This window comes from Bradyrhizobium sp. UFLA03-84, from assembly GCF_002289535.1.
Taxonomy (GTDB): Bacteria; Pseudomonadota; Alphaproteobacteria; order Rhizobiales; family Xanthobacteraceae; genus Bradyrhizobium; species Bradyrhizobium viridifuturi.
The window spans coordinates 960,044-986,861 of the sequence record NZ_NSJY01000005.1; the positions used below are offsets into that span (position 1 = coordinate 960,044).

Annotated in this window: 26 protein-coding genes; 11 read left to right on the forward strand and 15 right to left on the reverse strand. The window is 62.6% G+C overall.

Features of this window, described 5'->3' with window-relative positions; translation table 11 throughout:
- Positions 1–1,018: 1,018 nt before the first annotated feature.
- The 4 genes from dnaA to gyrB all read left to right on the forward strand — a co-directional run bounded on the left by dnaA (position 1,019) and on the right by gyrB (position 7,705).
- Positions 1,019–2,449 (forward strand): chromosomal replication initiator protein DnaA, encoded by a 1,431-nt coding sequence (dnaA, locus tag CK489_RS07270; RefSeq protein ID WP_050628714.1) that lies wholly within the window; start codon positions 1,019–1,021, stop codon positions 2,447–2,449.
- A gap of 261 nt (positions 2,450–2,710) precedes the next feature.
- Positions 2,711–3,829: a DNA polymerase III subunit beta gene (dnaN, locus tag CK489_RS07275; protein WP_050628713.1), complete on the forward strand. Its 1,119-nt coding sequence runs from the start codon at positions 2,711–2,713 to the stop codon at positions 3,827–3,829.
- A gap of 74 nt (positions 3,830–3,903) precedes the next feature.
- Positions 3,904–5,040: a DNA replication/repair protein RecF gene (gene recF / locus CK489_RS07280; protein WP_050628712.1), complete on the forward strand. Its 1,137-nt coding sequence runs from the start codon at positions 3,904–3,906 to the stop codon at positions 5,038–5,040.
- Positions 5,041–5,269: 229 nt separating this feature from the next.
- Positions 5,270–7,705, forward strand: a complete 2,436-nt coding sequence (gyrB, locus tag CK489_RS07285; RefSeq protein ID WP_050628711.1) for a DNA topoisomerase (ATP-hydrolyzing) subunit B — start codon at positions 5,270–5,272, stop codon at positions 7,703–7,705.
- Between the two features lie 57 nt (positions 7,706–7,762).
- On the opposite strand, the gene CK489_RS07290 is transcribed toward gyrB, so the two are convergent.
- Complete coding sequence (locus CK489_RS07290; RefSeq protein WP_050628710.1) at positions 7,763–8,710, reverse strand: AraC family transcriptional regulator; 948 nt, start codon at positions 8,708–8,710, stop codon at positions 7,763–7,765.
- Positions 8,711–8,719: 9 nt separating this feature from the next.
- Positions 8,720–9,199, reverse strand: a complete 480-nt coding sequence (locus CK489_RS07295; protein WP_095731776.1) for a MarR family winged helix-turn-helix transcriptional regulator — start codon at positions 9,197–9,199, stop codon at positions 8,720–8,722.
- 184 nt (positions 9,200–9,383) lie between these two features.
- Here CK489_RS07295 and CK489_RS07300 point away from each other — a divergent pair, with 184 nt between their 5' ends.
- Together CK489_RS07300 and CK489_RS07305 are read left to right on the forward strand one after the other, a co-directional pair.
- A complete protein-coding gene (locus CK489_RS07300; RefSeq protein ID WP_095731777.1) occupies positions 9,384–9,668 on the forward strand; it encodes a hypothetical protein in 285 nt (94 codons plus the stop codon).
- 101 nt (positions 9,669–9,769) lie between these two features.
- A complete protein-coding gene (locus tag CK489_RS07305) occupies positions 9,770–11,443 on the forward strand; it encodes a methyl-accepting chemotaxis protein (RefSeq protein ID WP_095731943.1) in 1,674 nt (557 codons plus the stop codon).
- A gap of 135 nt (positions 11,444–11,578) precedes the next feature.
- Here CK489_RS07305 and CK489_RS07310 read toward each other — a convergent pair whose 3' ends face one another.
- Positions 11,579–12,946 carry an NRAMP family divalent metal transporter gene (locus CK489_RS07310; RefSeq protein ID WP_095731778.1) on the reverse strand — a complete coding sequence of 456 codons (1,368 nt, stop codon included), beginning with the start codon at positions 12,944–12,946 and terminating at the stop codon, positions 11,579–11,581.
- A 322-nt stretch (positions 12,947–13,268) separates the two neighbouring features.
- On the opposite strand from CK489_RS07310, the gene CK489_RS07320 reads away from it, so the two are divergent.
- Positions 13,269–13,538, forward strand: coding sequence for a hypothetical protein (locus tag CK489_RS07320; protein ID WP_245350290.1), 270 nt, complete (start codon positions 13,269–13,271; stop codon positions 13,536–13,538).
- Here the strand turns inward: CK489_RS07320 and ccoS are convergent.
- The 12 genes from ccoS to CK489_RS07375 form a co-directional block, all read right to left on the reverse strand.
- Positions 13,520–13,687 (reverse strand): cbb3-type cytochrome oxidase assembly protein CcoS, encoded by a 168-nt coding sequence (ccoS, locus tag CK489_RS07325; RefSeq protein ID WP_050628706.1) that lies wholly within the window; start codon positions 13,685–13,687, stop codon positions 13,520–13,522. The two genes, CK489_RS07320 and ccoS, sit on opposite strands and share 19 nt — an antisense overlap.
- On the reverse strand, positions 13,687–15,873 hold the full coding sequence (locus tag CK489_RS07330) for a heavy metal translocating P-type ATPase (protein WP_095731779.1): 2,187 nt from the start codon (positions 15,871–15,873) through the stop codon (positions 13,687–13,689). The genes ccoS and CK489_RS07330 overlap by 1 nt, the downstream gene beginning before the upstream one ends.
- 10 nt (positions 15,874–15,883) lie before the next feature.
- The gene (locus CK489_RS07335; protein ID WP_095731780.1) at positions 15,884–16,384 is read right to left on the reverse strand and encodes a FixH family protein; all 501 of its coding nucleotides are present in this window, start codon (positions 16,382–16,384) and stop codon (positions 15,884–15,886) included.
- Positions 16,385–16,399: 15 nt separating this feature from the next.
- Positions 16,400–17,857, reverse strand: a complete 1,458-nt coding sequence (gene ccoG, locus CK489_RS07340; protein WP_095731781.1) for a cytochrome c oxidase accessory protein CcoG — start codon at positions 17,855–17,857, stop codon at positions 16,400–16,402.
- Positions 17,858–17,953: 96 nt separating this feature from the next.
- Positions 17,954–18,826 (reverse strand): cytochrome-c oxidase, cbb3-type subunit III, encoded by an 873-nt coding sequence (gene ccoP, locus CK489_RS07345; RefSeq protein ID WP_095731782.1) that lies wholly within the window; start codon positions 18,824–18,826, stop codon positions 17,954–17,956.
- A gap of 6 nt (positions 18,827–18,832) precedes the next feature.
- Entirely contained in the window at positions 18,833–18,997 is a 165-nt protein-coding gene (locus CK489_RS07350) for a cbb3-type cytochrome c oxidase subunit 3 (RefSeq protein ID WP_050628701.1), read from the reverse strand.
- Between the two features lie 10 nt (positions 18,998–19,007).
- Complete coding sequence (gene ccoO, locus CK489_RS07355; RefSeq protein WP_095731783.1) at positions 19,008–19,742, reverse strand: cytochrome-c oxidase, cbb3-type subunit II; 735 nt, start codon at positions 19,740–19,742, stop codon at positions 19,008–19,010.
- Between the two features lie 8 nt (positions 19,743–19,750).
- Positions 19,751–21,373 carry a cytochrome-c oxidase, cbb3-type subunit I gene (ccoN, locus tag CK489_RS07360; RefSeq protein WP_050628699.1) on the reverse strand — a complete coding sequence of 541 codons (1,623 nt, stop codon included), beginning with the start codon at positions 21,371–21,373 and terminating at the stop codon, positions 19,751–19,753.
- 26 nt (positions 21,374–21,399) lie between these two features.
- Positions 21,400–21,897, reverse strand: coding sequence for a hypothetical protein (locus CK489_RS41240; RefSeq protein ID WP_158226414.1), 498 nt, complete (start codon positions 21,895–21,897; stop codon positions 21,400–21,402).
- A gap of 98 nt (positions 21,898–21,995) precedes the next feature.
- Entirely contained in the window at positions 21,996–22,223 is a 228-nt protein-coding gene (locus CK489_RS07370; RefSeq protein ID WP_050628697.1) for a hypothetical protein, read from the reverse strand.
- A gap of 231 nt (positions 22,224–22,454) precedes the next feature.
- Positions 22,455–22,649: a hypothetical protein gene (locus CK489_RS40635; protein ID WP_143278107.1), complete on the reverse strand. Its 195-nt coding sequence runs from the start codon at positions 22,647–22,649 to the stop codon at positions 22,455–22,457.
- On the reverse strand, positions 22,646–23,395 hold the full coding sequence (locus CK489_RS07375) for a CBS domain-containing protein (protein ID WP_050628696.1): 750 nt from the start codon (positions 23,393–23,395) through the stop codon (positions 22,646–22,648). Before CK489_RS07375 ends, CK489_RS40635 begins: the two co-directional genes overlap by 4 nt.
- Positions 23,396–23,542: 147 nt before the next feature.
- Here CK489_RS07375 and CK489_RS41245 point away from each other — a divergent pair, with 147 nt between their 5' ends.
- The 4 genes from CK489_RS41245 (at position 23,543) to fixJ (ending at position 26,810) form a co-directional block, all read left to right on the forward strand.
- Complete coding sequence (locus tag CK489_RS41245) at positions 23,543–23,689, forward strand: hypothetical protein (RefSeq protein ID WP_157860918.1); 147 nt, start codon at positions 23,543–23,545, stop codon at positions 23,687–23,689.
- A gap of 405 nt (positions 23,690–24,094) precedes the next feature.
- On the forward strand, positions 24,095–24,451 hold the full coding sequence (locus CK489_RS07380; protein ID WP_094193976.1) for a hypothetical protein: 357 nt from the start codon (positions 24,095–24,097) through the stop codon (positions 24,449–24,451).
- A gap of 323 nt (positions 24,452–24,774) precedes the next feature.
- On the forward strand, positions 24,775–26,205 hold the full coding sequence (locus CK489_RS07390) for a PAS domain-containing sensor histidine kinase (RefSeq protein WP_050628694.1): 1,431 nt from the start codon (positions 24,775–24,777) through the stop codon (positions 26,203–26,205).
- Positions 26,202–26,810 (forward strand): response regulator FixJ, encoded by a 609-nt coding sequence (fixJ, locus tag CK489_RS07395; RefSeq protein WP_050628693.1) that lies wholly within the window; start codon positions 26,202–26,204, stop codon positions 26,808–26,810. The genes CK489_RS07390 and fixJ overlap by 4 nt, the downstream gene beginning before the upstream one ends.
- Positions 26,811–26,818 lie beyond the last annotated feature (8 nt).

The following is a 26,818-nucleotide window of genomic DNA, read 5'->3' on the forward strand; positions in this document are numbered from 1 at the left end:
GTTCTGCGCTAAGCTGGATAGATGGAATAGCGCGGGCATATTTCGCGTTGGAAATCGCGACGCGGGGTTACCCTGCAAAAGTAATCGAGAAAAATGACGTCTCGCGAATTACTTATGCACATAGCGTTGGACAGCGATTGGAAAAATGACCGGCGCGAGACCAAATGTAAATTTTCTATGAAAAATTTTTGGTATTGCACCGTCGTTTGTGACACGCGTGATTCTATGCGCTGATTCAAAAACTTGCTTTCGCAACTCGGCATGAGCAACGCCGCAACAGTCGCAAAGAGTCTCGATCCCCGTCGAATCCACGGATTGTCAGAAAATGCGCTTGGTGTATTTATTTCTTGTTCGCGACGCCCACGGCTCTCCAGATCAGCGCGGTTTGAGACCCAAGGGCGGACGCACAAATCGGCGGCGGTGTGTGCGTTAGCGACGCTCTCCAAGCGAAGCTGGATTGACGGCTCATAGCGATATGAGGATGGTCGGCCTGTGTCAAAATTTCTCCGGCGATGTCCCCGGCAATTTGGGGGATCGAACAAGAGAGGCCAGGACGTCCATCGGAATCCGGCAGCGGGAACGCGGCGCAAGCGAACGGGTTGACGACGACACGCGGCGGCGAAGCGCCGGGCATTTCGGTGTTCGGTAGCGGCAGTTCGAATTTGAAGACACGAGCAAGCTGACAACTTGCCGCGATACGTCGCGGCGGGAGGGGGAGGACTTATGCCTTACGGTATCATCACTGCAGTCGAACGAACGACAGCCGAAGCGCAGATTTCCAGTGGTGCCGTAATCAACCCCTCGGACGTTGGCTCTTACCCGCAGAGACCTTCGAGTATGCGCTGACCTCGCGGGGCGCATCTTCTCCAAACAGCTGATCTGTCGCGTGGCGCATGGCCGCCGCACGGGAGAGCTTTGTCCGGAGCAGACCGCGCCCGCTAGAGGTCGCGTCGTGGCAGCAACTCTGCGCGGCGCTTTCGCAATCATCATCTCTCAGTTTTGGAAAAGTACGAAGGCAATGACGAACACGGAACAGGATCGCTGGTCGCGGGTGAAGGGACGTTTGCGGACGAGCGTTGGCGAGGACGTCTACACGAGCTGGTTCGCACGAATGGATCTGGAAAGCGTGCACGATGAGAGCGTGCACCTGTCGGTTCCGACCCGGTTCCTCAAGAGCTGGATCCAGGCCCATTACGCCGAACGCGTGCTCTCCTGCTGGCAGGCCGAGATGCCCGAAGTGCATCGCATCGACCTTACCGTGCGCTCGGCGATCCGTGCGATGGCGCCAGTGAAGGAGGCGGTTGCACCCGTCGAGATGCGCCGCGTCGAGCGCACCGATGGCCGCCCCGCGCCTGAACTGCGCTCGGTTGCGACCGCGCCGGTGTCGGCCAGCCATGACGCGCTGGGCGGCTCGCCGCTCGATCCGCGCCTGACCTTTGCAAGCTTCGTCGTCGGCCGTTCCAACACGCTGGCCCATGCGGCTGCGCGCCAGGTCGCGGAAGGACGCCGCGGCGATCCCGTGATGTTCAACCCGCTCTACATCCATGCCGGCGTCGGCCTCGGCAAGACGCATCTGCTGCAGGCAGTGACCTGGGCCGGCAATTCCGGCGGCGAGCGCAAGGTGCTGTACCTGACCGCCGAGAAGTTCATGTACGGCTTCGTCGCGGCGCTGAAGACGCAGACGGCGCTTGCCTTCAAGGAAGCGCTGCGCGGCATCGACGTGCTGGTCATCGACGATCTCCAGTTCCTGCAGGGCAAGTCGACGCAGGCCGAGTTCTGCCACACGCTGAACGCGCTGATCGACGCCGGCCGCCAGGTCGTGATCGCGGCCGACCGTCCGCCGTCGGACCTCGAAAGCCTCGACGACCGCGTGCGCTCGCGGCTCGCCGGCGGCCTCGTGGTCGAGATGGGTTCGCTCGGCGAGGAACTGCGGCTTGGCATCCTCAAGTCGCGTGTCGCCGCGGCGCGCGTCCACCACGCCAGCTTCGACGTGCCGGAGGAAGTGCTCGATTATCTGGCGCGCACCATCACCCATAATGGCCGCGACCTCGAAGGCGCGATCAATCGCCTCCTGGCGCACTCCAAGCTCAATAACCAGCCGGTGACGCTGGAGATGGCCGAGCGCGAGGTGCGTGACCTGATCCGCCCGCAGGAGCCGAAGCGGATAAAGATCGAGGACATCCAGCGCGTGGTCGCCCGACAGTACAATGTCAGCCGCTCCGACCTGCTGTCGTCCCGCCGTACCGCCAACGTGGTGCGCCCGCGCCAGGTTGCGATGTATCTGGCCAAGACCCTGACCCTGCGCTCGCTGCCCGAGATCGGCCGCAGGTTCGGCGGCCGCGACCACACCACAGTGCTGCACGCCGTGCGCAAGATTGAGGCACTGGTCGCCAAGGACACGACGCTGTCGGAGGAAGTCGAATCGCTGAAGCGTCAGCTCCAGGAATAAGGCTGCCTCGTCAGGTCGGCTCGTTCCATGGCCCTCCCCTCGACCGGGGGAGGGCCAAACTTTTTCCGACCCAAAACGTGGGGAACGGGGGCCGTTTCACGCCCGTTTCCCTTGCACCGGCCGCCCATCCGCGCCACCTTGCGGTCCCCCCGTGGGTTTGATCAAATCCGGTATTGATCCGACTTTTCGGGTTTCCGACGCCGCGATGCTGCCTGATCGGCTGCCCGGCTTTTCCATCTGAGGGATCTGGCGGGTATTGCAATGAAGGTCACCGTCGAGCGCGCGCAACTCCTGAAATCGCTGGGTCACGTTCACCGCGTGGTCGAGCGTCGCAACACCATCCCGATCCTCGGCAACGTGTTGATCCGCGCCGAGGGCGCCAAATTGTCGCTGAAGGCGACCGACCTCGACCTCGAGGTGACCGAGACCCTGGCGGCCGAGACCGGAACCGCCGGCTCGACCACGGTGCCCGCGCACATGTTCTACGACATTGTCCGCAAGCTGCCCGACGGCTCGCAGATCGTGCTCGAGGCCGATGGCGACCGCTCGGTGCTCGCGGTGCGCGCCGGCCGCTCGCGCTTCACGCTGCAGACGCTGCCCGAGAGCGATTTCCCGGGCCTTGCCGCCGGCGACATGACGCATTCGTTCTCGCTGCCGGCGTCCGACTTCAAGCGCCTGATCGACCGCACGCAGTTTGCGATCTCGACCGAAGAGACCCGTTACTACCTTAACGGCATCTATCTGCACGCCGCAGGCAGCGCCAAGGCAGCGACCCTGCGCGGCGTCGCGACCGACGGCCACCGCCTGGCCCAGATCGACCTTCCGCTGCCCAGCGGCGCAGCCGGCATGCCCGGCGTAATCGTTCCCCGCAAGACGGTCGGCGAGGTACAGCGCCTGATCGAGGGCGACGACGCCGAGATCTCGATCGAGCTGTCGGACGGCAAGATCCGCTTCACGCTTGGCAATGTGGTGCTGACCTCCAAGCTGATCGACGGCACCTTCCCGGACTACGGCCGCGTCATTCCGCAGAACAACGACAAGGAACTGGTGGTCGACAAGAAGGATTTCGAGGCCGCCGTCGACCGCGTCTCGACCATCTCGAGCGAACGCGGCCGCGCGGTGAAGCTCGCGCTGTCCGCGGGCAAGCTCGTGCTCTCGGTCACCAACCCTGATTCCGGCAGCGCCACCGAGGAGCTCGAGGTCGAGTACGCCTCCGACGCGCTCGATATCGGCTTCAACTCGCGCTATCTGCTCGACATCGCTGCCCAGATCGAGGGCGAGGTCGCGGTGCTGAAGCTCGCCGACCCCGGCTCGCCGACCCTGGTGCAGGATCGCGACAGCAAGGGCGCGCTCTACGTGCTGATGCCGATGCGGGTGTGAGCACTTCTCTTCGCGCGCATCAGCACTAGATTGCGTCGTGGCTGGGCACGACTGCCCGGCAATGACGAGCTGAGATGACCCCGTCCCGCATTCATCGCCTGTCGCTGACCCATTTCCGCAATTACCGGGCGGCGACGCTGCAGGTCGCGGGCGACATGGTGGTGCTGGTCGGGCCGAACGGCGCCGGCAAGACCAATTGCATGGAAGCGGTCTCGTTCCTGTCGCCGGGCCGCGGCCTGCGCCGCGCGACGCTGGAGGACATCGCCGACAACCAGGGCGACGGCTCTTGGGCGGTGTCGGCGGAAGTCGAGGGCGCACTGGGGCTCGCCACGCTCGGCACCGGCATCGATCCGCCGACCGGCGAGGCAAGCAACACAAGGCGCTGCCGCATCGATCGCGAGCCGGTGGGTTCCGCGACCGCGTTCGGCGACCATCTGCGCATCGTGTGGCTGACGCCGGCGATGGACGGCCTGTTCATGGGCGCAGCATCGGAACGCCGGCGCTTCTTCGACCGCCTGGTGCTGGCGATCGATTCCGAGCATTCCAGCCGCGTCTCGGCGCTGGAGCGCTCGTTGCGCTCGCGCAACCGGCTGCTCGAGGTGCGCAACTATGACGATCATTGGTGTGACGCGATCGAACGCGAGACCGCCGAGCTTGCGGTCGCGGTCGCCGCATCGCGCGGCCAGACCGCGGCCAGGCTCGCCGTGATGCTGCGCGAACGCGGCGCGGCCTCGGCCTTTCCTTCCGCCGAGATCATGCTCGACGGCTGGATGGAGAATGCGCTGTTGCAGGAGCCTGCGACGGCCGTGGAGGACCGCTACCGCGAGATCCTGCGCAATAGCCGGCCGCGCGACGCCGCCGCGGGACGCACGCTCGACGGCCCGCATCTGACCGATCTGCAGGTGGTCTACGCGCCGAAGAACATGCCGGCGCGCGACGCTTCCACCGGCGAGCAGAAGGCGCTCCTGATCGGATTGGTGCTGGCGCATGCCACGATGGTTGCGCAGATGACCGGCATCGTGCCGCTGCTGCTGCTCGACGAGGTCGTCGCCCATCTCGATCCGAACCGCCGCAAGGCGCTGTTCGAGGAGCTCGGCAAGCTCGGCGCGCAGGTCTGGATGACGGGTGCCGATCCCGCGGCCTTCGTCGATATCGGCCCGACGGGAGAGATTTTCGACGTCGAATCCGGCCGCGCCACGCGGCGCGGCTGAGGACGCGAAATCGCCTCCGGAACGGCTTCGAATCTGCCTTCGAATCGGGCTTTTCAGAGCCTCTTGAATCGGCCTCCCGAGACCTTGAAAAAGGCCTAAAAAATCCTATTTATTCAATAGTTTGTAGACAGAGACTTTGCGCTAGGCGCAACCTCTCTTTCATGGCACAAATAGCGGAATCAGCGCCTCATATTGCGCAGCTGATTCGGGACATCCTCGAAGGCCTCACATGACTGAACCTGCGCGGCAGACCCCTGCCGAATCTGAGCATCCCATTCCGGCCGAATATGGCGCGGAATCGATCCGGGTGCTGAAGGGCCTCGACGCCGTCCGCAAGCGGCCCGGCATGTATATCGGCGACACCGATGACGGGTCCGGCCTGCACCACATGGTCTACGAGGTCGTCGACAACGCGATCGACGAGGCGCTGGCGGGCCATGCGAGCCGCGTGCTGGTCACCCTCAACGCCGACAATTCCGTCACCGTGTTCGACGACGGCCGCGGCATTCCGGTCGACATCCACAAGGGCGAAGGCGTCTCGGCGGCCGAGGTCATCATGACCCAGCTGCATGCCGGCGGAAAGTTCGACCAGAACTCCTACAAGGTCTCCGGCGGCCTGCACGGCGTCGGCGTCTCCGTCGTCAACGCGCTGTCCAGCAAGCTCGGCTTGCGTATCTGGCGCGACGACAAGGAACACTACATCGAATTCGCGCACGGCGATGCCGTGGCGCCGCTCAAGGTGGTCGGCGATGCCCCGGGCAGACGCGGCACCGAAGTGACCTTCCTCGCCTCGACCGAGACCTTCAAGAACATCGAATATGATTTCGCGACGCTCGAGCACCGGCTGCGCGAGCTCGCCTTCCTCAATTCCGGCGTCCACATCGTGCTGTCCGACATGCGCCACGCGGTCGAGAAGCGCGAGGAGATGCACTATTCGGGCGGCGTCGAGGAATTCGTCAAATATCTCGACCGCAACAAGAAGGCGATCGTGCCGGCGCCGATCATGGTGCGCTCGGAAGCCAACGGCATCGGCGTCGAGGCGGCGCTGTGGTGGAACGACAGCTACCACGAGAACGTGCTGTGCTTCACCAACAACATCCCGCAGCGCGACGGCGGCACCCATTTGGCCGGCTTCCGCGGCGCTCTGACGCGCCAGGTCAACGGCTATGCCGAGGCCAATGCCAAGAAGGAAAAGATCGCGCTGACCGGCGACGATTGCCGCGAAGGCCTCACCGCGGTGCTGTCGGTGAAGGTGCCCGATCCGAAATTCTCGTCGCAGACCAAGGACAAGCTGGTGTCCTCGGAGGTTCGGCCTGTGGTCGAGAACGTCCTGAACGAGGCGCTCGCCGCCTGGTTCGAGGAGAATCCGAAGGAAGCCAAGGAAATCGTCGGCAAGGTGATCCAGGCCGCCGCGGCCCGCGAGGCCGCGCGCAAGGCCCGCGAGCTGACCCGCAAGAACCCGCTTAGCGTCTCCTCGCTGCCCGGCAAGCTCGCCGACTGCCAGGAGAAGGATCCGGCCAAGTCCGAACTGTTCATCGTCGAGGGCGACTCGGCAGGCGGCAGCGCCAAGCAGGGCCGCAACCGCGAATTCCAGGCGGTGCTGCCGCTGCGCGGCAAGATCCTCAACGTCGAACGCGTGCGCCCCGACAAGATGCTGTCGTCCGAGCAGATCGGCACGCTGATCACCGCGCTCGGCACCGGCATCAGCGACGATTTCTCGGTCGACAAGCTGCGCTACCACAAGATCATCGTGATGACCGACGCCGACGTCGACGGCGCCCATATCCGCACGCTGCTGCTGACCTTCTTCTATCGCCAGATGCGCTCGATCATCGATGGCGGCTATCTCTACATCGCTCAGCCGCCGCTCTATAAGGTCTCGCGCGGCAAGTCCGAGCAGTACCTGAAGGACGAGCGCGCGCTGGAGGATTATCTGATCTCGACCGGGCTCGACGAATGCGTCTTCAAGCCGGCCTCCGGCGACGACCGTTCGGGCCGCGATTTGCTGTCGCTGGTCGAGGACGCCCGGATCATCCGCTCGGTGCTGCGCAACCTGCATAGCCGTTACAATCGGGCGGTCATCGAGCAGGCCGCGATCGCGGGCGTGCTGAGCCCCAGGATCACCAACGAGATCGCGACCGCCAACTCGGCGGCGGAATACATCGCCAAGCGGCTGGACGCTGTGGCCGAAGAGGTCGAGCGCGGCTGGGTCGGCACCTTCACGGAAGGCCACGGCTTCCAGTTCGAGCGCACCGTGCGCGGCGTCAAGGAAGTGGCGGTGATCGACGACGCGTTCCTCGGCTCGGCTGACGCACGCAAGCTCGATGAATACGCGACCAAGCTGCAAGAGATCTACGTGCGGGCGGGTAAGCTGCGGCGCAAGGATGCCGAGCAGATGATCCATGGTCCGGTCGACCTCTTCGAAGCCGTGACCGACGCCGCCCGCAAGGGCATCTCGCTGCAGCGCTACAAAGGTCTCGGCGAGATGAACCCGGAGCAGCTCTGGGAGACCACGCTGGACACCGAGGCGCGCTCGCTGCTCCAGGTGAAGGTCAAGGAGGTCGACGAGGCCGACGATATCTTCACCAAGCTGATGGGCGACGTGGTCGAACCGCGCCGCGACTTCATCCAGGAAAACTCGCTCAGCGCCACCATCGACACCTGAGTGTCCATTCCGGAAGAAAGCAATTTCCTCCGGAAAAAAAGCAATGGACGGGATGTGCTAGGCCTCGCGCGCGCGCGCGAGGGTCTCCGACGGCATCTCGCCATATGCACGGCCGTAGCATCTGGCGAAGTCGCTCATATGCCAGAATCCGTTGGCATGCGCCGCGGCGGTTACGGTGAGAAGCGGGCCACCTTTGACGAGGAGCTTGCGGACCGACCACATGCGCTTCGACCGAAGGTGTTGATGCAGACTAACGCCGCAAATGTGCTGTACGGCGGTCTGAAGGGTTCGAACGGAAACGCCGAGCGTCTGCGCGAGACTGCTGCTGTAGAGGTCGGCCTCCCCGACGGCGGCCACCAGTTCGTCCAGACGTTCGACAAGCTTGCGATGCCTGTCGAACGAGCCGGGAAGCGCCTGCTTGACGCTGTCCTGGACCAGCGCGCTGTCGAGCCCGGCGACCAGGGTTTCCTGCAGCTGCCCACTCAGCAACTCGAATTCCCTGAGATCCCTGCAGCTGGATGCGAGGCAAAACATGTCCAGAATTGCCGCTCGCACCGCGAGCATCTTCGTCGGCGCCAGCCTGAACAGCTCAATTCCTCGATCGAAGTCGGCCCATCCACGATTGCTCATATCGGAGCCGAATCGCAGCATGAGGTAGGTGTTTGCGTGCCGCTCGACGACATCGACCGGCGCCCGACCGCGGATGACGCCGATGGTGGAATCGCCAACCTCGCCCCCGTTCATCGTTGCATGGAAGGCCAGGGGAATGACGACGCCAACCCCGCGATTTGCACCGAGGTCTCCTTCCATTCGCCGCGCGAACGATCGCTGCAGCACGAGAAGGCAGTCGGGAAGCGCCAGAATGCTCCGCGAAACCGAGATCGGCGACGAGTCCAGCGGCGTGCTTCTCATGCCACCGATGACATCGTTGGGACGAAATTCGTCGAAGCTGTTGAAGCGCTCGACACGCAGCACCGGCGACGGATCGATCCAGCGAACGGGCATCGTGACCTCCTAGGAAATCGGATGATCGAGCAGCGCCTCGCCCGAGCGCGCAATTCCCTTCATCAATTCCACCGCCGACCGCAAGCTGTCCTCGCCGAACTGTGCAGCGAGCTTCGCCTGAACCTCTCTCCAGAGCGGCAGCGCGCGGGACAGGGTTTTCCGGCCCTTGGCGGAGATCGAGATGTCGCGCACACGGCGGTCTGCCCCCGGCACGATCCTGACCAGACCGCGGCGCTCGAGGATCGTGACGTTGCGTGCCAGCGCGCTCGGATCCATCGACATCCTCACCGCGAGTGCTCCCATGGTCGCGGTCCCCTGCCGCGCGCAGGCGGCTAGCAGCATGAACTGGGTCGGCTCCACCCCGACCGGCGCGAAGGCCTCGGCATAGAGGCGGGTGATCACACGGCTGGCCTTCCGGACATTGAATGCGGCGCAGCAACTGCCCACGACAGCCAGTTCCTCGGGCGACGGCGAGACATCGAGCTTCATCGATCATCCATCTATATGCATATACCTGCAATTTATATGTATATGCCGTTTTTGACAGTTAAGCACGAAATTCCCATGATTTGCCGGATTCCGATAATCGGATTGATCCGGCAGTTAAGACACCTTCGCCAATATACCCCTGCAACGAGATCAGCATCGAACGCGCGCCAGGGGAGAAGCCAAAATGCCGGACATCGTGAACCTCGATCGACGCAAGCGTCTCCTGCCGGCACGGCCACTGACATATCGCGCAAGGCCGATCGACCCGTCGGAACTCTCAGGTGCTCGGCGGCAGAAAGCGCGCGAAGCGCTTCAGGAAGCGATTTTCGCTCTCCAGATATGCCACGCCCGAACGTCGCTCGTGATCGAAAACATCGATGACAAAGAGAGCCGTGAAAGGCTGACGTCTCAATCCGCGCGGATCGGCACCTTGATCGACCTCGCCTGGTGCAGACTCGGCGATATCTGAGCATCTTTCCGACGCTGCTTTCGACCACGGTGCGCTGCGCGCGCATGTCAAGCCGCCATCCCATCGCCGACGATCGTCGGCGCCTCAACGGAGAAGATTCGATGTTCCGACGGAAGTCGAAACCCGATTGGTATGCCGCACTGGCGGCCAATACGATCACCGCGAACGTAATGGTAGCCGACGAGAACCTCAACATCGTCTACTTGAACGAAGCGGTGATGGCGTTGCTCCGCGAGGCGGAGGCGGACCTGAAGCGGGAATTGCCGCAGTTTGATGTCGACAAACTGATCGGCACCAACATCGACATCTTTCACAGGAATCCCGGCCATCAGCGCCAGATGCTGGCGAGACTCACGTCCTCGTACCGCGCCGTCATCAAGATCGGCGAACGGACCTTCGACCTCGTCGCAACCCCGCTCGCCGGGCGGGACGGACGAAGGGTTGGAACCGTAGTGGAATGGGCTGATGCGTCGATCCGGCTGCAGAATCTGAGCTATGCTGCGCAGGCAGCCGCGGCGAGCCGGGCGCAGGCCGTGATCGAGTTTGCCCTCGACGGCACGATCCTCACGGCGAACGACAATTTCCTCAAGGCCATGGGCTATTCCCTGGAAGACATCCGTGGCAAGCAGCACAGCATGTTCGTCGATCCCCCCGAGCGCGGGAGTGCCAGCTATAGCGAATTCTGGGCTGCGCTCAACCGCGGCGAATATCAGACCGGCGAGTACCGACGCATCGGCAATAGCGGCAGGGAAGTCTGGATCCTGGCTTCCTACAATCCGGTTCTCGACGAAAGGGGCAAACCGCTCAAGGTCGTCAAGTTCGCGACCGACGTAACGCGGCAGAAACTCAGGAATGCCGACTTCGCCGGACAGATCGACGCGATCAACCGGTCGCAGGCGGTAATCGAGTTCAACCTCGACGGCACGATCATCAATGCCAATGAAAACTTTCAGCGAGCGCTTGGCTATTCGCTCGGCGAAATCCAGGGCCGCCATCACAGCATGTTCGTCGAGCAGGCCGAGCGCGACAGCGCGGCCTATCGCGATTTCTGGGCCGCTCTCAACCGCGGAGAATTCCAGTCCGATGAGTACAAGCGCATCGGGAAGGGCGGCAGGGAGATCTGGATCCAGGCGTCATACAGCCCGATCCTCGACCTCAACGGCAAGCCGTTCAAGGTGGTCAAGTATGCCAGCGACGTCACCCGGCAGGCTCTCGCCCGCATCGGCAATGAGCGTGTCCGCAGCATGATGGATTCAGTCGCAGCCGGCGCCGAGGAACTCAATGCGTCGGTACGGGAAATATCGGAAGCGATGACGAAGTCGAGGCAGACAGCGATGAACGCGGTCGACAGCGTCGCCTCGGCAGACATGCAGGCCAAACGTCTCAACGACGCGGCCCAGGCAATGAGCGGCATCGTTCAAATGATCGGCGACATCACCGGACAGATCAACCTGCTCGCGCTCAACGCAACGATCGAATCGGCGCGCGCCGGCGAGGCCGGGCGCGGCTTTGCGGTGGTTGCCTCCGAGGTCAAGAATCTGGCCAACCAGGCGAAACAGGCGACGGACAAGATCGGGCTCGAGATCAACAGCCTCAACGGTATATCGGCGGACGTGGTCACGGCTCTCGAGCAGATCAAGAAGGCAATTCAGGACGTCAGCGAATATGTCACGTCGACCGCCGCAGCCGTCGAGGAACAAAGCACCGTGACCAGCGAGATGTCCTCAAGCATGCAGCGCGCGGCCGCGGAGGCGAGCGCGATCACAAGTCATTGAGCGGCCCCGGCCTGCCCTTGGGAACGCCGATGACACAGCCCGGCAGGAGACCTCCTGCCGGGCTGTCGTAACAGCGGACGGCAATACTGCTCGATGAATCATCGATCGGTGCTGCAATCGCAACCGATGCTCTGATCAACGAAGCACGAACATCAGAACGGCGGCCAAGCCCATCACGACGGTTGCGATCCAACCGAGGAGTACCGTTACCCGACCCGAGACATATGGCCCCATCACCGAACGCTTCGATGCCAAAAGGATAATGACGGCCATCAGCGGCACCGCGACGACACCGTTGATCACGGCACTCCAGAACAGCGCCTTCATCGGACTGACCGGCGAGTATTGAATGAGCAATCCGGCGATGACGCTGAACGCAATCACGCCATAGAACGCCCGCGCGTCTCGCGCCTCTTTCTCGAGCCCTTCATTCCATCCCATGGCTTCCGAGAGCGCATAGGCCGAAGAGCCTGCCAGCACCGGCACCCCGATCAGGCCGACGCCGACGATGCCTATTGCGAACAGACCGAAGGCAAAGTTTCCGGCCAGTGGCCGCAATGCGCTCGCTGCCTGCGCCGCGGTCTCGATGTTGGTGATTCCCGCCACGTGCAGCGTCACGGCAGTCGCCAGGATGATGAAATAGGCGGTGATGTCGGAATAGAACATGCCGCTCCAGGTATCCCACTGGATACGACGCAACTCCTTCGTTGCGGCGGAGGGATCAGACGCGAGCCCGGCTCTGCCTTGTCCCAGCATATCCTCCACCTCCTCCGAGGCCTGCCAGAAAAACAGGTACGGGCTGATGGTTGTGCCGAAGACTCCGACAACGACAGCCGCACTATCCGCCGTGAATGGCATTCTCGGCCATACCGTATCCCGCAGCACCTGTCCCCAGGGCACGTGAACGGTGAACAGGACGCCCGCATACGCAAGAAGCGAAAGGGTTAGCCATTTCAGGAAGAACACGTAGCGATGATACGGAACGAAGACCTGAAGCAGCAGTGTCGTGACGACAAATACCACGGCCATCGCATGCGCATCGCGCCCGGTCACGAGTTCGCCGACCTCTCCCATGGCCGCGACGTCGGCCCCGATATTGATCGTGTTTGCAATCAACAGGAGGATAACGACGCCCTTGAGAACGATCGGCGGGAATTCGGCCTTGATGTTTGCGGCAAGGCCCCGGCCCGTGACCCGGCCGATCCGCCCACACATGGATTGAATTGCGGCCATGAGCGGAAAGGCCACAGGCATCGTCCACAGCATGCCTGTGCCGAACTGCGCTCCCGCCTGGGAGTAGGTGGCGATACCGCTGGGATCGTCGTCAGCGACGCCGGTAATCAGCCCGGGCCCCAGGCGAACCAGCGGATGGTCCTTGAGCTGCGCGCGGCCAGACTGGAACAGGTCCGACAGGCTTGCGATAGCGCCGCGCTTCGCGGGCAGCTTCGGCCTGCCTCCGTCGATGGTCCCTAGCCTGTCCGCGCGTCGTCGTGCACGCTGCATGCCCGCTCCCAACTCTCGCGGCTTCTATAGCTTGCCGCACCGAGAGAGGAATTGAGCGACGTCAAGCGCCGCCATCCAGTCAACCACGCTCCTTCCGGATTGCGCCAGATCAACGCGCGGACGATCCGTCGTGCCAAAGTTCGCGCCGTTCTTCAGAGGATAGCCGGGAAATGCAGCGGTTCCTTAGCTCAGTCCGACGCTGGTTCAGTGTTTTGGGGTGGCGGGACATTGCGTCCGCCCCGTTCGACTGCGCGATCGAGCTCGCCGTGATCGATGACAAACGACACCCGTTGGGCTTCCCCTGTATCCGGCGCGCGGACGGGTGGCTCAATTTAAGCACAATGCAAGCCGTGTCGGCGTCGCCGACGCACTGGCGCCATTGGCAGCCCGACGTGCTACCGATGTGCTGTTGCTGACCATGGCGCGGCTCGCCTCCATCAGCAAACTGATTTCTGTCTTGAACATGCGGTCGCATGCCGCACGATCCGGCAGGCGAAACGACTGGACGCTGATTCTGGCGCTCGCTAGCACGGCGCTGACTATCGCGTCCGCGATCTCACTGGTGTATTTTCACTATTTGGATCGACCGTGATCGCTTGCCGGCTCGTCATCAGCGATGGCTCGCCAGGCCGCGCCGTCGAGATCGTCATACTGTCCGCTCTTCAGTGACCAGAGGAAGCCGAGCAGGCCAACAAAGCCGAGCGAGAGAGCAAGCGGCACCAGGATGATCAAGACTTCCATCAGACCGCCTCCCGCGCTCGCGCCCTCAGCGCATTGAGCATCACGATGATCGACGAGCCCGACATCGCCGCCGCGGCAATCAGAGGAGTGACCAGGCCGGCGATCGCGATCGGCACGGCCAGCACATTGTAGACCACGGCCAGCCAGAGATTCTGCCTCATGAGACGCAGCGCCTTGCGGGACACCTTGACCGCAGCCAGCACCGGTGCAATGCGCTCGCCGAGGAAAACAGCATCGGCGACCGCCTGACTCATATGCGTGGCCGTAACGGGCGACATCGAGGCGTGCGCCGCGGCCAATGCCGGTGCATCGTTCAAGCCGTCTCCGACCATCAGCACCTTGCATCCCTGACGCGCCAGCTCCTCGATCCGGGCGATCTTGTCGACCGGCGAGACCCCGGCTCGCCATTCATGCACCCCGAGCTGCTCGGCCGCGACCCTGACCGCCGGCTCACGATCACCGGACACGATCTCGACGGCGATGCCCATGCGTGCCAGCTCGGCCACCACATCGGCCGCATCCGCCCGCAACCGCTGCCGAACCGCAAAGACGTATTTGAACTCGCCATACCTGAAAGCGACCACCGAGGCTTCAGGATCGCGACACAGTATCTCGTTGGCGAGATCGTCGACGCCGCAGAAGGATGGACGGCCGAGGCGGATCGGGCTTCCTTCGTGAAGGCCGTAAACGCCCTGCCCCGGCTCTTCCTGGATGTTAGGCAGCGGCGAGGCCGCTCCCGCCTTGCGTGCGACGGCGGCAGCGACCGGGTGGCGGCTCGACAACGCGAGCCGGCCGGCAAGGCCGACGACTTCGCCGGGAATATCGGCGAGATTGGCGACATCGAGCTCAGGCAAGGTCAATGTCCCGGTCTTGTCGAAGATCACGCGGTCGATCTCGGCGATTCGCTCGATCGCATCGCCGGCATTGAGCAGCACGCCCGAACCGAACAGCGCGCCGGAGGCCACGGTCTGTACCGCCGGAATGGCAAGACCCAGCGCGCAGGGACACGTGATGATCAGGACCGCAATCGCCGTCACGATCGAATCATGAAAGCTCGCGCCATAGGCCAGCCAGCCAAGCATCGTCAGAAACGCGGTGGCGTGCACGACCGGCGCGTAAAGCCTTGATGCACGCTCGGCCAGCCGCAGGTAGCGGGAGCGTGCCTGCAGCGCGTGATCGAGCAGCCTGGAGATCTCGTCGAGCAGCGTGCCGCCCGAGGCCGTGGACGCACGGACGCGCAACGTGCCGGAACGAACCAGCGTACCCGCGAACACGGCGCTGCCGGGTGTGACGGTCGCCGGCAAGGTCTCGCCCGTGATGAGGCTCTGATCGACCTCCGAGCGCCCCTCGATCACATTGCCATCGACCGCGCAGCGCTCGCCGGGCCGCAGCAGCACGATGTCGCCCGGCTGGATCGCGGCCGCCGGGACGGTCCTGATCTCGGTCGGGCTGATGAACTTCGTTGCTGTCTCGGACTTCAACGCTGCAAGGTTGCCGGCAAACGCACGCGTACGCCGCCGCATATTCTGATCGAGATAGCGGCCCGCAAGCAGGAATGCGATCAGCATGATCGCCGCGTCAAAATAGGCATGCTCGGCATGATTGAGGGTCTCAATCACCGAGGTCGCCAACGCCAGCACGATGCCGATGCTGATCGGCACATCCATATTGACACCGCGCGCCCGCAGCGCTGACAGCGCCGACGAGAAGAAGGGCTGAGCCGAATATGCGGCAGCCGGCAGCACGATCAGCGCCGACAGCCAGTGGAAGAAGTCGCGCTGCTCCGGCAGCATGTCCGAAACGTTGCCGGACCACACCGGGATCGACAGCATCATCACGTTCATGGCCGCAAAGGCGGCGACGCCCAGCCGGCGCAACAGGCCTTGCGCACGCTGTGCTTCCAGCGTTTCGGCATCATCCCGCTGGAACGGATAGGCCTTGTAGCCGAGTTCGGCGAGCCTGTTCACGAACAACGCCGGATCAACGGCGCCCGCCTTCCATTCCAGTGCGAGACGACTGTCGGTCAGGTTCACGCGGGCCGAGGTGACGTCGGGTATGGTCGACAGGTTGCGCTCGATCTTGGCCATGCAGCCCGCGCAGTTGATGCCTTCGACCGCGAGATCGAGATGGATGAGCCCGGAGCCCGCGCTCTTCAGATAATGTGAAAAATCGATCTCCGCCTGCATGCGGGCACCTTCAGTTCAGGACGATACGGTTCTTCGACAGGAACATGCGCCGGCCGTCGGCATCGCCCTCGATCACGAGATCCCACTGCCCTGCGAGAACGCCATCGGCGTGGCCATGAAAGCTTCCAGGATCGGCTGCCGTGACCTCGATCGTCCGGTCAGCGCGGCGGTCGGTGGGACGTTCGAGACGGGCAAGGAAGTTCATTCCCGTCAGGGGCGCGCCCGCATGGTCGCGCGCCTCGATCGCGACCGCGGCGGCGCCGTCGGGCCGCCGGTCGATATGTGCCTGGACCTGCCAGCCGCGCTCGTTCTGCTGCCGCGCTGCCACGATCTCGCGCTGATAGGCGAGGCTGGCGCTGTAGGCGCTATCGACCTCGGTGCCCGGCAGCGTCGTAATGGCAAGGCGCATCATCACCATATTCACGGTGATGACGACTGCGAAGAATGCGATCGTCGTGATCAGGACAAAACGCCCGGTAATGGGTCGCGTGGCTGGACTTTTGGCTGCCATGATCGAATTCCGCCGTTATGGAAGAACGAAGTGGTCGGTTGCGGACGCGACTTCTCCGAGACCGATGTCTGTGACGCGGAAAGTGACCGGCACGGACTTTTCCGCCTTTTCATCGAACGGCGCCGTCACCAGCACGCGCATCTCGGTGGTCGTGTCGCGCGCAAGGACGATCATCGGCCGGTCCGGCGTCACGGAGTCCGCGCCAATGACGTGAAGCTTGGCATCCGCCGGGCCGTCGACATCGATCGTGATCACACGATCAAAACCGCGCTTGTTGAGGAAGCGCAGCGTATATCCGTTGCGGATTCCGCCGTCGCTGAGCCGCACTGCGATCGGGTTGCGGTCGTGCAGCACATTGACGTCGAGCAAGGTCCGCGACATCAAGGTGTAGAGCATCAATGCGCACACCAAGGCGATCAGGCCGGCATAGACGACCGTTCGGGCCCGAACCGGCTTGAAGATCTCTTCCTGGCCTGCGACGCGGCGCTGAACATTGATATCGTTGTCGTACCCGATGAGGCCGGTCTCGCGACTGACCTTGGTCATGACGGCGTCGCAGGCATCGATGCACAGGCCGCACTGGATGCAGCCGAGCTGTGCACCATGACGGATGTCGATCCCGGTCGGACACACGGCGACACACTGGTTGCAGTCGATGCAGTCGCCCGCCTTGTCGCCGAGCGCGCGGATGTCAAACGCCTTCTTCACCGAGCAGCGCGGCTCGCCGCGATCATACTTGTAGGTGACGTTGAGCGCCCATTCGTCGGTCAACGCCGCCTGAATTCGAGGCCATGGGCACATGTAGACGCAGACCTGCTCGCGCATGTAGCCAGCCAACAAGTAAGTCGACGCGGTGAGGATCGCGATCCAGACATAGGCAATAACCGGAGCGTGAAAGGTCGCCAAATCGCGAACCAGCGTCGGCGCATCGGCGAAATAGAGCACCCAGGCTCCGCCGGTCCACCAGGCAATCATCAGCCAGATCGCGTGCTTCAGTACGCGGCGACCGGCACGCTTTGCGGTCATCGGGCCTGCATCGGCCTTGATCTGGGCGCGGCGGTCGCCTTCAACCAGGCGCTCGACCGCATAGAACAAATCGGTCCACACCGTCTGCGGGCAGAGATAGCCGCACCAGATCCGGCCGCCCAGCGCGTTCATCAGGAACAGGGTCAGCGCAGCCAGCACCAACAGGCCGGTGAAGTAGTAGACCTCCTGCGGCCACAGTTCGATGAAGAAGAAATAGAAACGGCGGTTGGGGAAATCGATCAGCACCGCCTGGTCAGGTGCCCCGAGACCGCGATGCCAACGCACGAAGGGCAACAGGTAATAGACGCCGAGGCAAACGGCCACCAGCCGCCATTTGATCGAGCGGAACCGTCCCGAGACGCTCTGCGGGTACACCTTCTTGCGGGGCGCGTAGAGCGGTCCGTCTTCGTCGGTTATGAGATCATCAGGCAACACGGGCTTGTTCATCGGTCTGCTCGAATGAGGCTTCGGTTGAAGCCTACATCCCTGCGCCGGGGGCCAATTGACCTCGATCAACGGTCCCCGGATGGACTCCGGCGTCGGCTACTTGCCACCACCCAACGAGTGCACATAGACCGCCAGCGCCTTGACGGTGACGGGGTCGAGGCGGCCGACCCAAGCCGGCATGACGCCCGCACGTCCACTGGTGATAGTTTCGACCAACGTCTCCTCGTCGGAACCATAAAGCCAGATCTTGTCGGTCAGGTTCGGCGCACCGAATTCCGGGTTACCCTTGGCGTTGTCACCATGGCAGCTCGTGCAGTTCTCGGTGAAGATCTTCTTTCCTGCAGCGGCGTCGAACTTCGGCGCGGTGGAGAGGCCGGAAAGCGAGCGAACATAATTGGCGACGGTGACGATCTCGTCCTTCTTCAGAACCCCGTCACGACCGAACGCGAGCATCTGCCCTTCGTGCGTCTTTGCGTGTCCGGAGCGGGCACCGAACTGGATCGTCTGCATGATCTGGTCGAGCGAGCCGCCCCACAGCCAGTCGTCATCGTTCAGGTTGGGATACCCCTTCGCGCCGGCGCCGCCGCTGCCATGGCAAGGCGCGCAATTGTCGGCAAACACGGTCTTGCCACGTGCACGCGCCAACGCCAGCAGGGCCGGATCCTTCTCGATGTCGGCCAGCGACGCGTTGCCGAGCACCGCCATCTTTTCGCCGCGCAGCTTCTCGAGATCGGCAAGGTCGGTGACGACACTCGCGCGGGTCGAATACTGGAACAAGCCGGTGGTGTAGCCTGAGACCAGCGGCCAGGCCGGATAGACGACCCAGTAGCCAATCGCCCAGATGATCGTAGCGTAGAACGTCAGGACCCACCACCGCGGCAGCGGCGTATTGAGCTCCTTGATGCCGTCCCACTCATGGCCGGTCGTGCTGCGGCCGGAAACGCGGTCAATCTCGTCGTGCTCGCTCATGATCGGTCAGTCCTCACGCAACGGCATGCGGGCCGCGGCGTCGAATTGGGTTCTGTTGCGGGGCCAAAGCGCGTAGCCGACGATGGCGATGAAGATTCCAACGAAGATCGGCGTCCAAAGCGTGCTGATCAGGCTCGATGCCAAGCTCTCGATTTGAATGATCGCTTTCATGCTCGTCACCTCAGCGCAAATTGGCTTTTTCGTTGTAGAGCTTGAAGTCGACGAGCGTGCCAAGCATCTGCAGATAGGCGATCAGCGCGTCGAGTTCGGTCGGATTGCCGGCCTTGCCGTCGAAGTTGCGGACCAGGGCCTTCGGATAGCGCTTCTGGAACGCGTCCGAGCCGGGGTTGTCAGGATCGGTCTGCGCCTTCAGATCGGCCACCGCGTTGGCGATCTGCTCCTCGGTATAGGGCACGCCGACCGCGCGGCTCGTCCGCAGATGGGCCGCGATATCGGACGGATCGAGTTCCGTCTTTGCCAGCGAAGGATATCCGGGCATCACCGATTGCGGGACAATCGACCGCGGATTGATCAGGTGCGTGACGTGCCAATCGTCAGAATACTTGCCGCCGACACGCGCGAGATCCGGTCCGGTGCGCTTCGAACCCCATTGGAACGGGTGGTCGTACATGCTCTCCGCAGCGAGCGAATAATGGCCGTAGCGCTCGACCTCGTCGCGCAGCGGACGAATCATCTGCGAATGGCAGAGATAGCAGCCCTCGCGAACATAGATGTTGCGGCCGGCAAGCTCGAGCGGCGTATAGGGCCGCACACCGTCGACCACCTCGATCGTGCTCTTCAGGTAGAACAGCGGCGTGATCTCGACGAGCCCGCCAATCGCAATGACGACGAGAATGCCCACGATCAGGATGATCGAGTTCTTCTCAAAGACCTTGTGTCGATTCCAGAGGGACATTGGCTAACCTATTCGGCAGGCTGGAGGGCGCCGGCCCCCTCGGTTTCGCTGGCTTGGCCGGCATTGACCGTCATCCAGAGATTGAAGGCCATGATCAGGGCCCCCACCAGGAACAGCGCGCCGCCGGCGGCACGGATGATGTAGAAGGGATGCATGGCCTCGACGGATTCAATGAAGGAATATTCGAGGAAGCCGAGCGAGGTGTAGGCGCGCCACATCAGGCCCTGCAGGATTCCCGACACCCACATCGCGGAGATGTAAAGCACGATGCCGATGGTCGAGATCCAGAAGTGCCAGTTGACGAGCTTCAAGCTGTAAAGCTGGCGATTCCACAGCCAAGGCACCAGGCAGTAGAGCGCGCCGAACGAGACGAAGCCGACCCAACCAAGCGCACCCGAATGCACGTGCCCGATGGTCCAGTCCGTGTAGTGGCTGAGCGAATTGACCACCTTGATCGACATCATCGGGCCTTCGAAGGTCGACATGCCGTAGAAGGCGACCGACACCACCATCATTCTGAGCACCGGGTCGGTGCGCAGCTTGTCCCAGGCTCCCGACAGCGTCATCAGGCCGTTGATCATGCCGCCCCAGGACGGCATCCAGAGCATGATCGAGAAGGTCATGCCGAGGGTCTGCGCCCAGTCCGGCAGTGCCGTGTAATGCAGATGATGCGGGCCGGCCCAGATGTAGAGGAAGATCAGCGCCCAGAAATGGATGATCGACAGCCGGTAGGAATAGACCGGACGCTCGGCCCGCTTCGGGATGAAGTAATACATGATCGCGAGGAAGCCGGCAGTCAGGAAGAAGCCGACTGCATTATGACCGTACCACCACTGGAACATCGCGTCCTGCACGCCGCCCCAGGCGATGTAGGACTTCGAGCCGAGGAAGGAGACCGGCAATGCGGGGTTGTTGCCGAGATGGAGGACCGCGATGGTGAGGATGAACGCGAGATAGAACCAGTTGGCGACGAAGATGTGGGGTTCCTTGCGCTTCACCAACGTCATCAGGAACACGAGCAGATACGTCACCCAGACAATCGTCAGCCAGAGATCTGCGTACCATTCCGGCTCGGCATATTCCTTCGACTGCGTGACGCCCAACAGGTAGCCGGTGCCAGCAATCAGAATGAAGAAGTTGTAGCCCACTACCACGAACCAGGGCGCAAGGTCGCCGGCGAGGCGCGTGCGGCAGGTCTTCTGCACGACATAGAACGAGGTCGCGATCAAGACATTGCCGCCGAAGGCGAAGATCACGGCAGACGTGTGCAGCGGCCGCAGCCGGCCGAATGTCGTCCACGGCAGATCGAGGTTGAGCACTGGCCACGCCAGCTGCGTTGCGATGATCAAACCCACGGTGAAGCCGGCGATGCCCCAGAACATCGCCATCGCGGAGGCAAACTTGATCGGTCCGAGATTATAGTTGGGGCGTCCACCGATCTCCGCCGGCGGCAGTTCGGCCGGACGATCGAGATAGCGATTGCCGATCACAACCACGGAAACCAGACTGGCGACGCAAGCAAGCGCCGCATGGAAGCTGAACGCCGTGTCGTGCCCCATTGCCGCGCCGAGAAGGCTAACGAACGCAAAGACCGCGAGCCCCGACGCCAAGCCGGCCTCACCCATCGTCATGGACTTCGCAACAGAAGGTGGACTTGTCATGTGGAGGCTTTCTTTGGGGGCGATGACGCCATGGAAATCACGATCTCGCGGGCGGCCGCTTGATCGGCATCAATACCTGCGCCATGCCGCTCTGCGCTGACGTCGCGGGTCAGCGCGACCAGGGTGAATTCGTTCGGACAGTATTTGGCCGGACTGGCTCGCCTTTCGCGCGCAATATCCGCGGCACAGCGCGCCGTTTCGCGGCAAAGGCCGCACACCCGCTGCAGGTCGCGCAGCACATCACTGTTCGATAATGCGAGCGCTTCCTCCGACAAGCCTGCATGCTCGAGACGCTTCTTCAGCAGCTCGGGAGAGCCCCCGCGGCGGGCGAGAGCTCGAAGATCCGACGTAGGAAGATTGAGCTCGTGGGCAATCTCATCGACTTCCCGTGCGCTCATCAGATCGAATTCGCGCTGTCGGCTGAGAAACGCTCGCAAGCGGCTTAGGAGACTCTCGAATTGTGGCGAGCTGTTGCTGTCTGGTCGATCGGCCATTTCCGCACCTCTTTCGGCCAAGCTTTAAGCGGATCGCCGCGAACGTTGGTTGACATGGATCAAGCGCCGTCAGACCGGTTGACGTGTCGTCTGGATGATCAGCCGCCCCACGCGGTGGCTGATGCTGACGGCATGCGAAGCTCCATGGAATCCGCGAAGATCGTCCAATCGCGGATACCCTTCTGTCTGCAGAAGTCGGCCTCGGCCAGCTGCGCCGCGGCGGAGAGCGACGCAGCATCGACTTTGAACGCTGCCTGGCAGGCGCGATGTTCATGGCCGGTGTCGTCGCAAACGGTCTTGATGAAACGAATGTCAAATGATGGCATGGCACCCTCGCATACGGGCTGATCCTTTGATCACTGATGCTGCTATTGAGGCGAGGATCCCGCATTGATCTGCCGCAACGGAATGCAGATCTCGCATCGCGAGGAACGCATCGAAATCACGTGCTGTCCCCCGCGGAACTCCCGTCCATGAGTGCCGAGATGGTTCTATTGCGATGGAGGCGCGAGAGATCGACGGGTATGACGGATCAGGTTGCTCTACTTGCGGAGAGATTATTCGTCGGGGGACGGCGGTCGGGTTGACGGCGGCCATGCCGTACCGCCGCTAACGGTCCATGCCGACGCCGCAACCGCAAAGCCCACGATCACGCAGATCGTGAGCAGCGTTGCAGCTACCCCCAGCGTATCCGCACCGATTGCCGTGATCACAGCCAAGGGAATCAGCACGTATGCGAGGCGAATGGTCAACTTGCCGTCTCGCGCGTTGCTTTTGCGGCAGCCGCCCGCTCGTCTTCGGCTGACTGGATGTAGAACCCGGAATAGGTGTCGACGTAGCACAGATGGTCGTGCACTTCCTTGACGCCAGCAGCATTCTCCGCGGCAACGATGGCCGCCTGCCTTGCTCGCTCGTCCATGATAATCCCGCGAAGATGCACCACGCCGTTGCGCACCGAGACCTGCAGTCCCAGCGGGCACCAGTTCGCCGCGTCAAGCGCACGCACGATGCGATCATGGATGTGCTTGTCATCCGCCGTGGGATCAGGGATCTCGTGAGCGACAGATGCAACCGCCCGCAGCAGATCAGAACGTGTAACAATGCCCACGAGCTGCCTATCGCGCATCACAGGCAGCCGCTTGATGCTCTTCTTTTCCATGAGTTCAACCAGGTCCGGCAGAGGCGTTTGCTCGGTCACGGTGATGGGATCATACGACATGATCTCTCCGACCTTCCGCCCGCGCTCGTGGACGAAATCCGTCGCTGCGCTCCCCGAGCCGAGAAGGAATCGAAGCCAGCGAGGACGGCTGCGCTGCGTACCGATCTCGCTCCGGCGCAAGAAATCAGTTTCCGACAGGATGCCGACCAACTTTCCGGCCGCATCGACCACCGGCAAGCCGCTGATATGGTGATCCATCATCAACTTGGCGGCATCGAGAATCGACGCTTCGGTTCCGACCGTGATGACATGTCTCGCCATGATCTGATGTGCGCGCATCTGCCGTTCTCCCTTCAAGGCCGGGCAGCAAGCTGACATCAAATCGATCCATTCGCTTTGATCTTCCTCAACGCTTGCGGTTGACGGAGATCAAGGCACAGCAACTCCTGGTCTGAGATATGACCATGCCATCAGGAGAAGAAAATCATGCTGCAGAACCTGCTTGCCTCGATCGGCGTCGTCGCGATCGTTGTCGTGACCTTCGCCCGAATGGCCCGGCAGGCACGGCGCCCCCTGCTCAGGCAGCCTGCAAGATCAGGCAACCTGCCATCCCGTCGCCGCCGGCCCTTTTAGCCCGCGCGTGCCGGCTGGTCCGCCCACCCGAAATGGTTGACCTGCATCAATGCGGAGCGGTGCGCTGCCGCTAGACAGTTGTCATTCGTCGGGATCGTGCAAATGGCAGACTCAGGGGCGTGGCGCCCAGTTCTATTCTTGTGTCCAAATACCGGTGATCGAGTTCAGGGCTTGCTTCCCGGCTACGCATCCGAAGCCGCAGCGGACGATCTGCATTCGATCTCCTGCGCAGCGTGCGACGGTGTCCATTTCATCAACTTGAGAACCGGTGCGGTTGTCGGATCCAAGCGCGCTTAGGTTGTTGGCCAGCCGGTGCAGGCTGGATGCTTATCGAGTTGACACATATCAACACACAAGCGCCGTCGGCATGGGAAGCAGAACCTCCCTCAACGAAGGACGTCGAATATGACAGACCGTAGCGAAACCCGTCCCATCGCCGACGCCATCCAAAGCACCGCGAATCGGGCGATGACCGTCCAGTCGGAATTCTCGGAAAAGCTGATCGAGGCGAACCAGCATTGGTTCGAGCAGATCCAGATCGAATCAAACGAAGCTTGGGAGCTGTTCCGCAAGTTCTACTCCACCGCCTCCGTGGCAGAGAAGATCACGGCTCTGCAGGACTGGACCAAGGGCGTCACGGCGCGCACCGCACAGGATGCAACGTACGCGATCGAGACCGCGCGTTCGCTCGGTATCATCGAGCTCAACCTGTTTGGACGACGGACCGGTGGCGCCGACCAAACGGCTCAGAAGGTCGCCTGACGTGCCGGCACGCGATGCTCCAGAGCGCCCGGAGGCCGGCGCCAGCGAGACATGGGAGGGGGTCGCCGTCGCCCCCTTCGATCGAGACCTTGAGCTCGCCGTCATCGAAGGCAACGCCATTCACAAGCTCGTCTTTCCCTGCCGTCGCACCTTGGGTGGCTGGGTGAAGTCAGGGACCGCTGAGCGCATCGTGGTGCAGCCGACGCATTGGCGCCCTTGGGCCAGATAGGTTAGGCCGCTACCGCGTTGGGCCGAGCGGCCAGTGGCTTCCAGCGCTCGAACGTTGTAATGTCGAACGGTTCGAGGGCTTTGCCCGGGGGAATATGTCCGATAGCATCTGGTACCGCTATGGCACTGCCGCGGCAGCGGCCGCCCTCGTATTTGCGATGCGCGCGGGCATGAATAACTATTTCGAGGATCGCACCTTCACGATCATCTATGTTCCTGCCGTGCTGTTTGCCGCTTTTGCCGGTGGCCGCGGTCCGGCGATCCTGACCACGCTTCTCTGCCTCCTCATCAGCGCCGAATTTCTGGGCAAAGATCTGGTGACCGAGCCCGGAAATCTGATCGATATCGGTTGCTTTGCAATCCTTGGTCCGATCCTTGGCTTCATGGGTGACCGGCTGATGAGGGAGAGCGATCAGGCCCGAAATCGCCAAGCCCATCTGCAGTCGATCCTGGATACGGTCCCTGACGCCATGATCGTGATCGACGACCACGGCAGCATTCGTTCGTTCAGCGCGGCGGCCGAGCGCCTATTTGGCTGGAAAACGGACCAAGTCATCGGAAAGAACATTTCGAGTCTGATGCCGCAACCTTACCGCGGCGAGCACGACCGGTATCTCGAACGCTACCTTACAACTGGCGAGCGACGCATCATCGGCATCGGCCGCATCGTGGTCGGAGAGCGAAGTGACGGCTCGACCTTTCCGATGGAACTCGCCGTCGGCGAGGCCAAAGTACGCGGTGAGCGCTTCTTCACCGGCTTTATCCGGGATCTCACCGAACGCCGTGCGCAGGAGCGGCGGCTCCAGGAACTGCAATCGGAGCTGGTCCACGTATCGCGATTGACCGCAATGGGCGAGATGGCATCGTCCATCGCTCATGAGATCAACCAGCCGCTGTCAGCCATCACCAACTACATGCGCGGCGCGAAGGCGCTACTGGTCCCGGAGATGCCGGACGCGACGCGAATTCGAGACGCGCTCGAGCGCGCCGCACAGCAGGCTCTGCGGGCCGGCGACATTATCAAGCGCCTGCGCGAGTTCGTTGCCAAGGGTGAAACACAGCACTCCGTGGAGAGCCCGGTCACGCTCCTCGAGGAGGCCGTCGCGCTGGCGCTGCTTGGTGCCAAGGAGCAAGGGGTCCGGGTGACGATCCGCAGCGACCGTGACATACCGCCGATCATCGTCGACAAGATCCAGATTCAGCAGGTGGTGCTAAATCTGGTTCGCAATGCGATCGAGGCGATGGCTTCCAGTCCACGCCGCGAGCTGACGGTCGGAGTCACCAAGACGGATGGCGTTGCGACATTCATCGTCGCCGACACGGGCCCTGGTATCAGCCCTGATATTGCAGACCGCTTGTTTCAGCCATTCATCACGACGAAAGAACACGGTATGGGCGTAGGCCTCTCGATCTGCCGGACGATTGTCGAATCACACGGTGGACGCATCGTTGCGTCGCCGAATGCCGGCGGCGGCACGGTTTTTCAGTTTACCCTCCCGTTTGCGGAGGATGGAGAAGAAGCATGACGATGCGTCGCACAATCCTTGTTATCGACGATGACCCCGCGATGCGGGATTCACTCGCGTTTCTCCTCGACGTCAACGGCTTTGCCGTGACGGCTTTTGAGACGGCGGCTGATTTTCTCGATCAATTGGGGAGCGGCGCGGTCGACTGCGTCGTATCCGATATCCGCATGCCCGGCATGACCGGGCTCGAACTGGTCCGCAAGCTCAAGGCCGACGCAGTGGCGTGTCCCGTTATCCTGATGACAGGCCATGGCGATGTCGCGCTCGCGGTCGAGGCAATGAAGGCTGGCGCGGTCGATTTTATCGAGAAGCCGTTCGAGGATGAGGTCCTCTTGCGCTCAATCCGCGATGCCCTGGAGACGCAGCCGGCCAAACCGGCGGACGACGCCGCCAAGCGCCAGGCCGAGGCCCGTCTTGTCGACCTTACGCCGCGCGAGCGCGACGTTCTCAGGGGGTTATTGGCAGGGAAGATCAACAAGGTGATCGCCCACGACCTCGGCATCAGCCCGCGGACGGTCGAGGTCTATCGGGCCAACTTGATGGCCAAGACCAATGTCCGAAGCATGTCGGAACTCATGCGGATCGCCATCGCCGCGGGCCTCTAAGACATGCT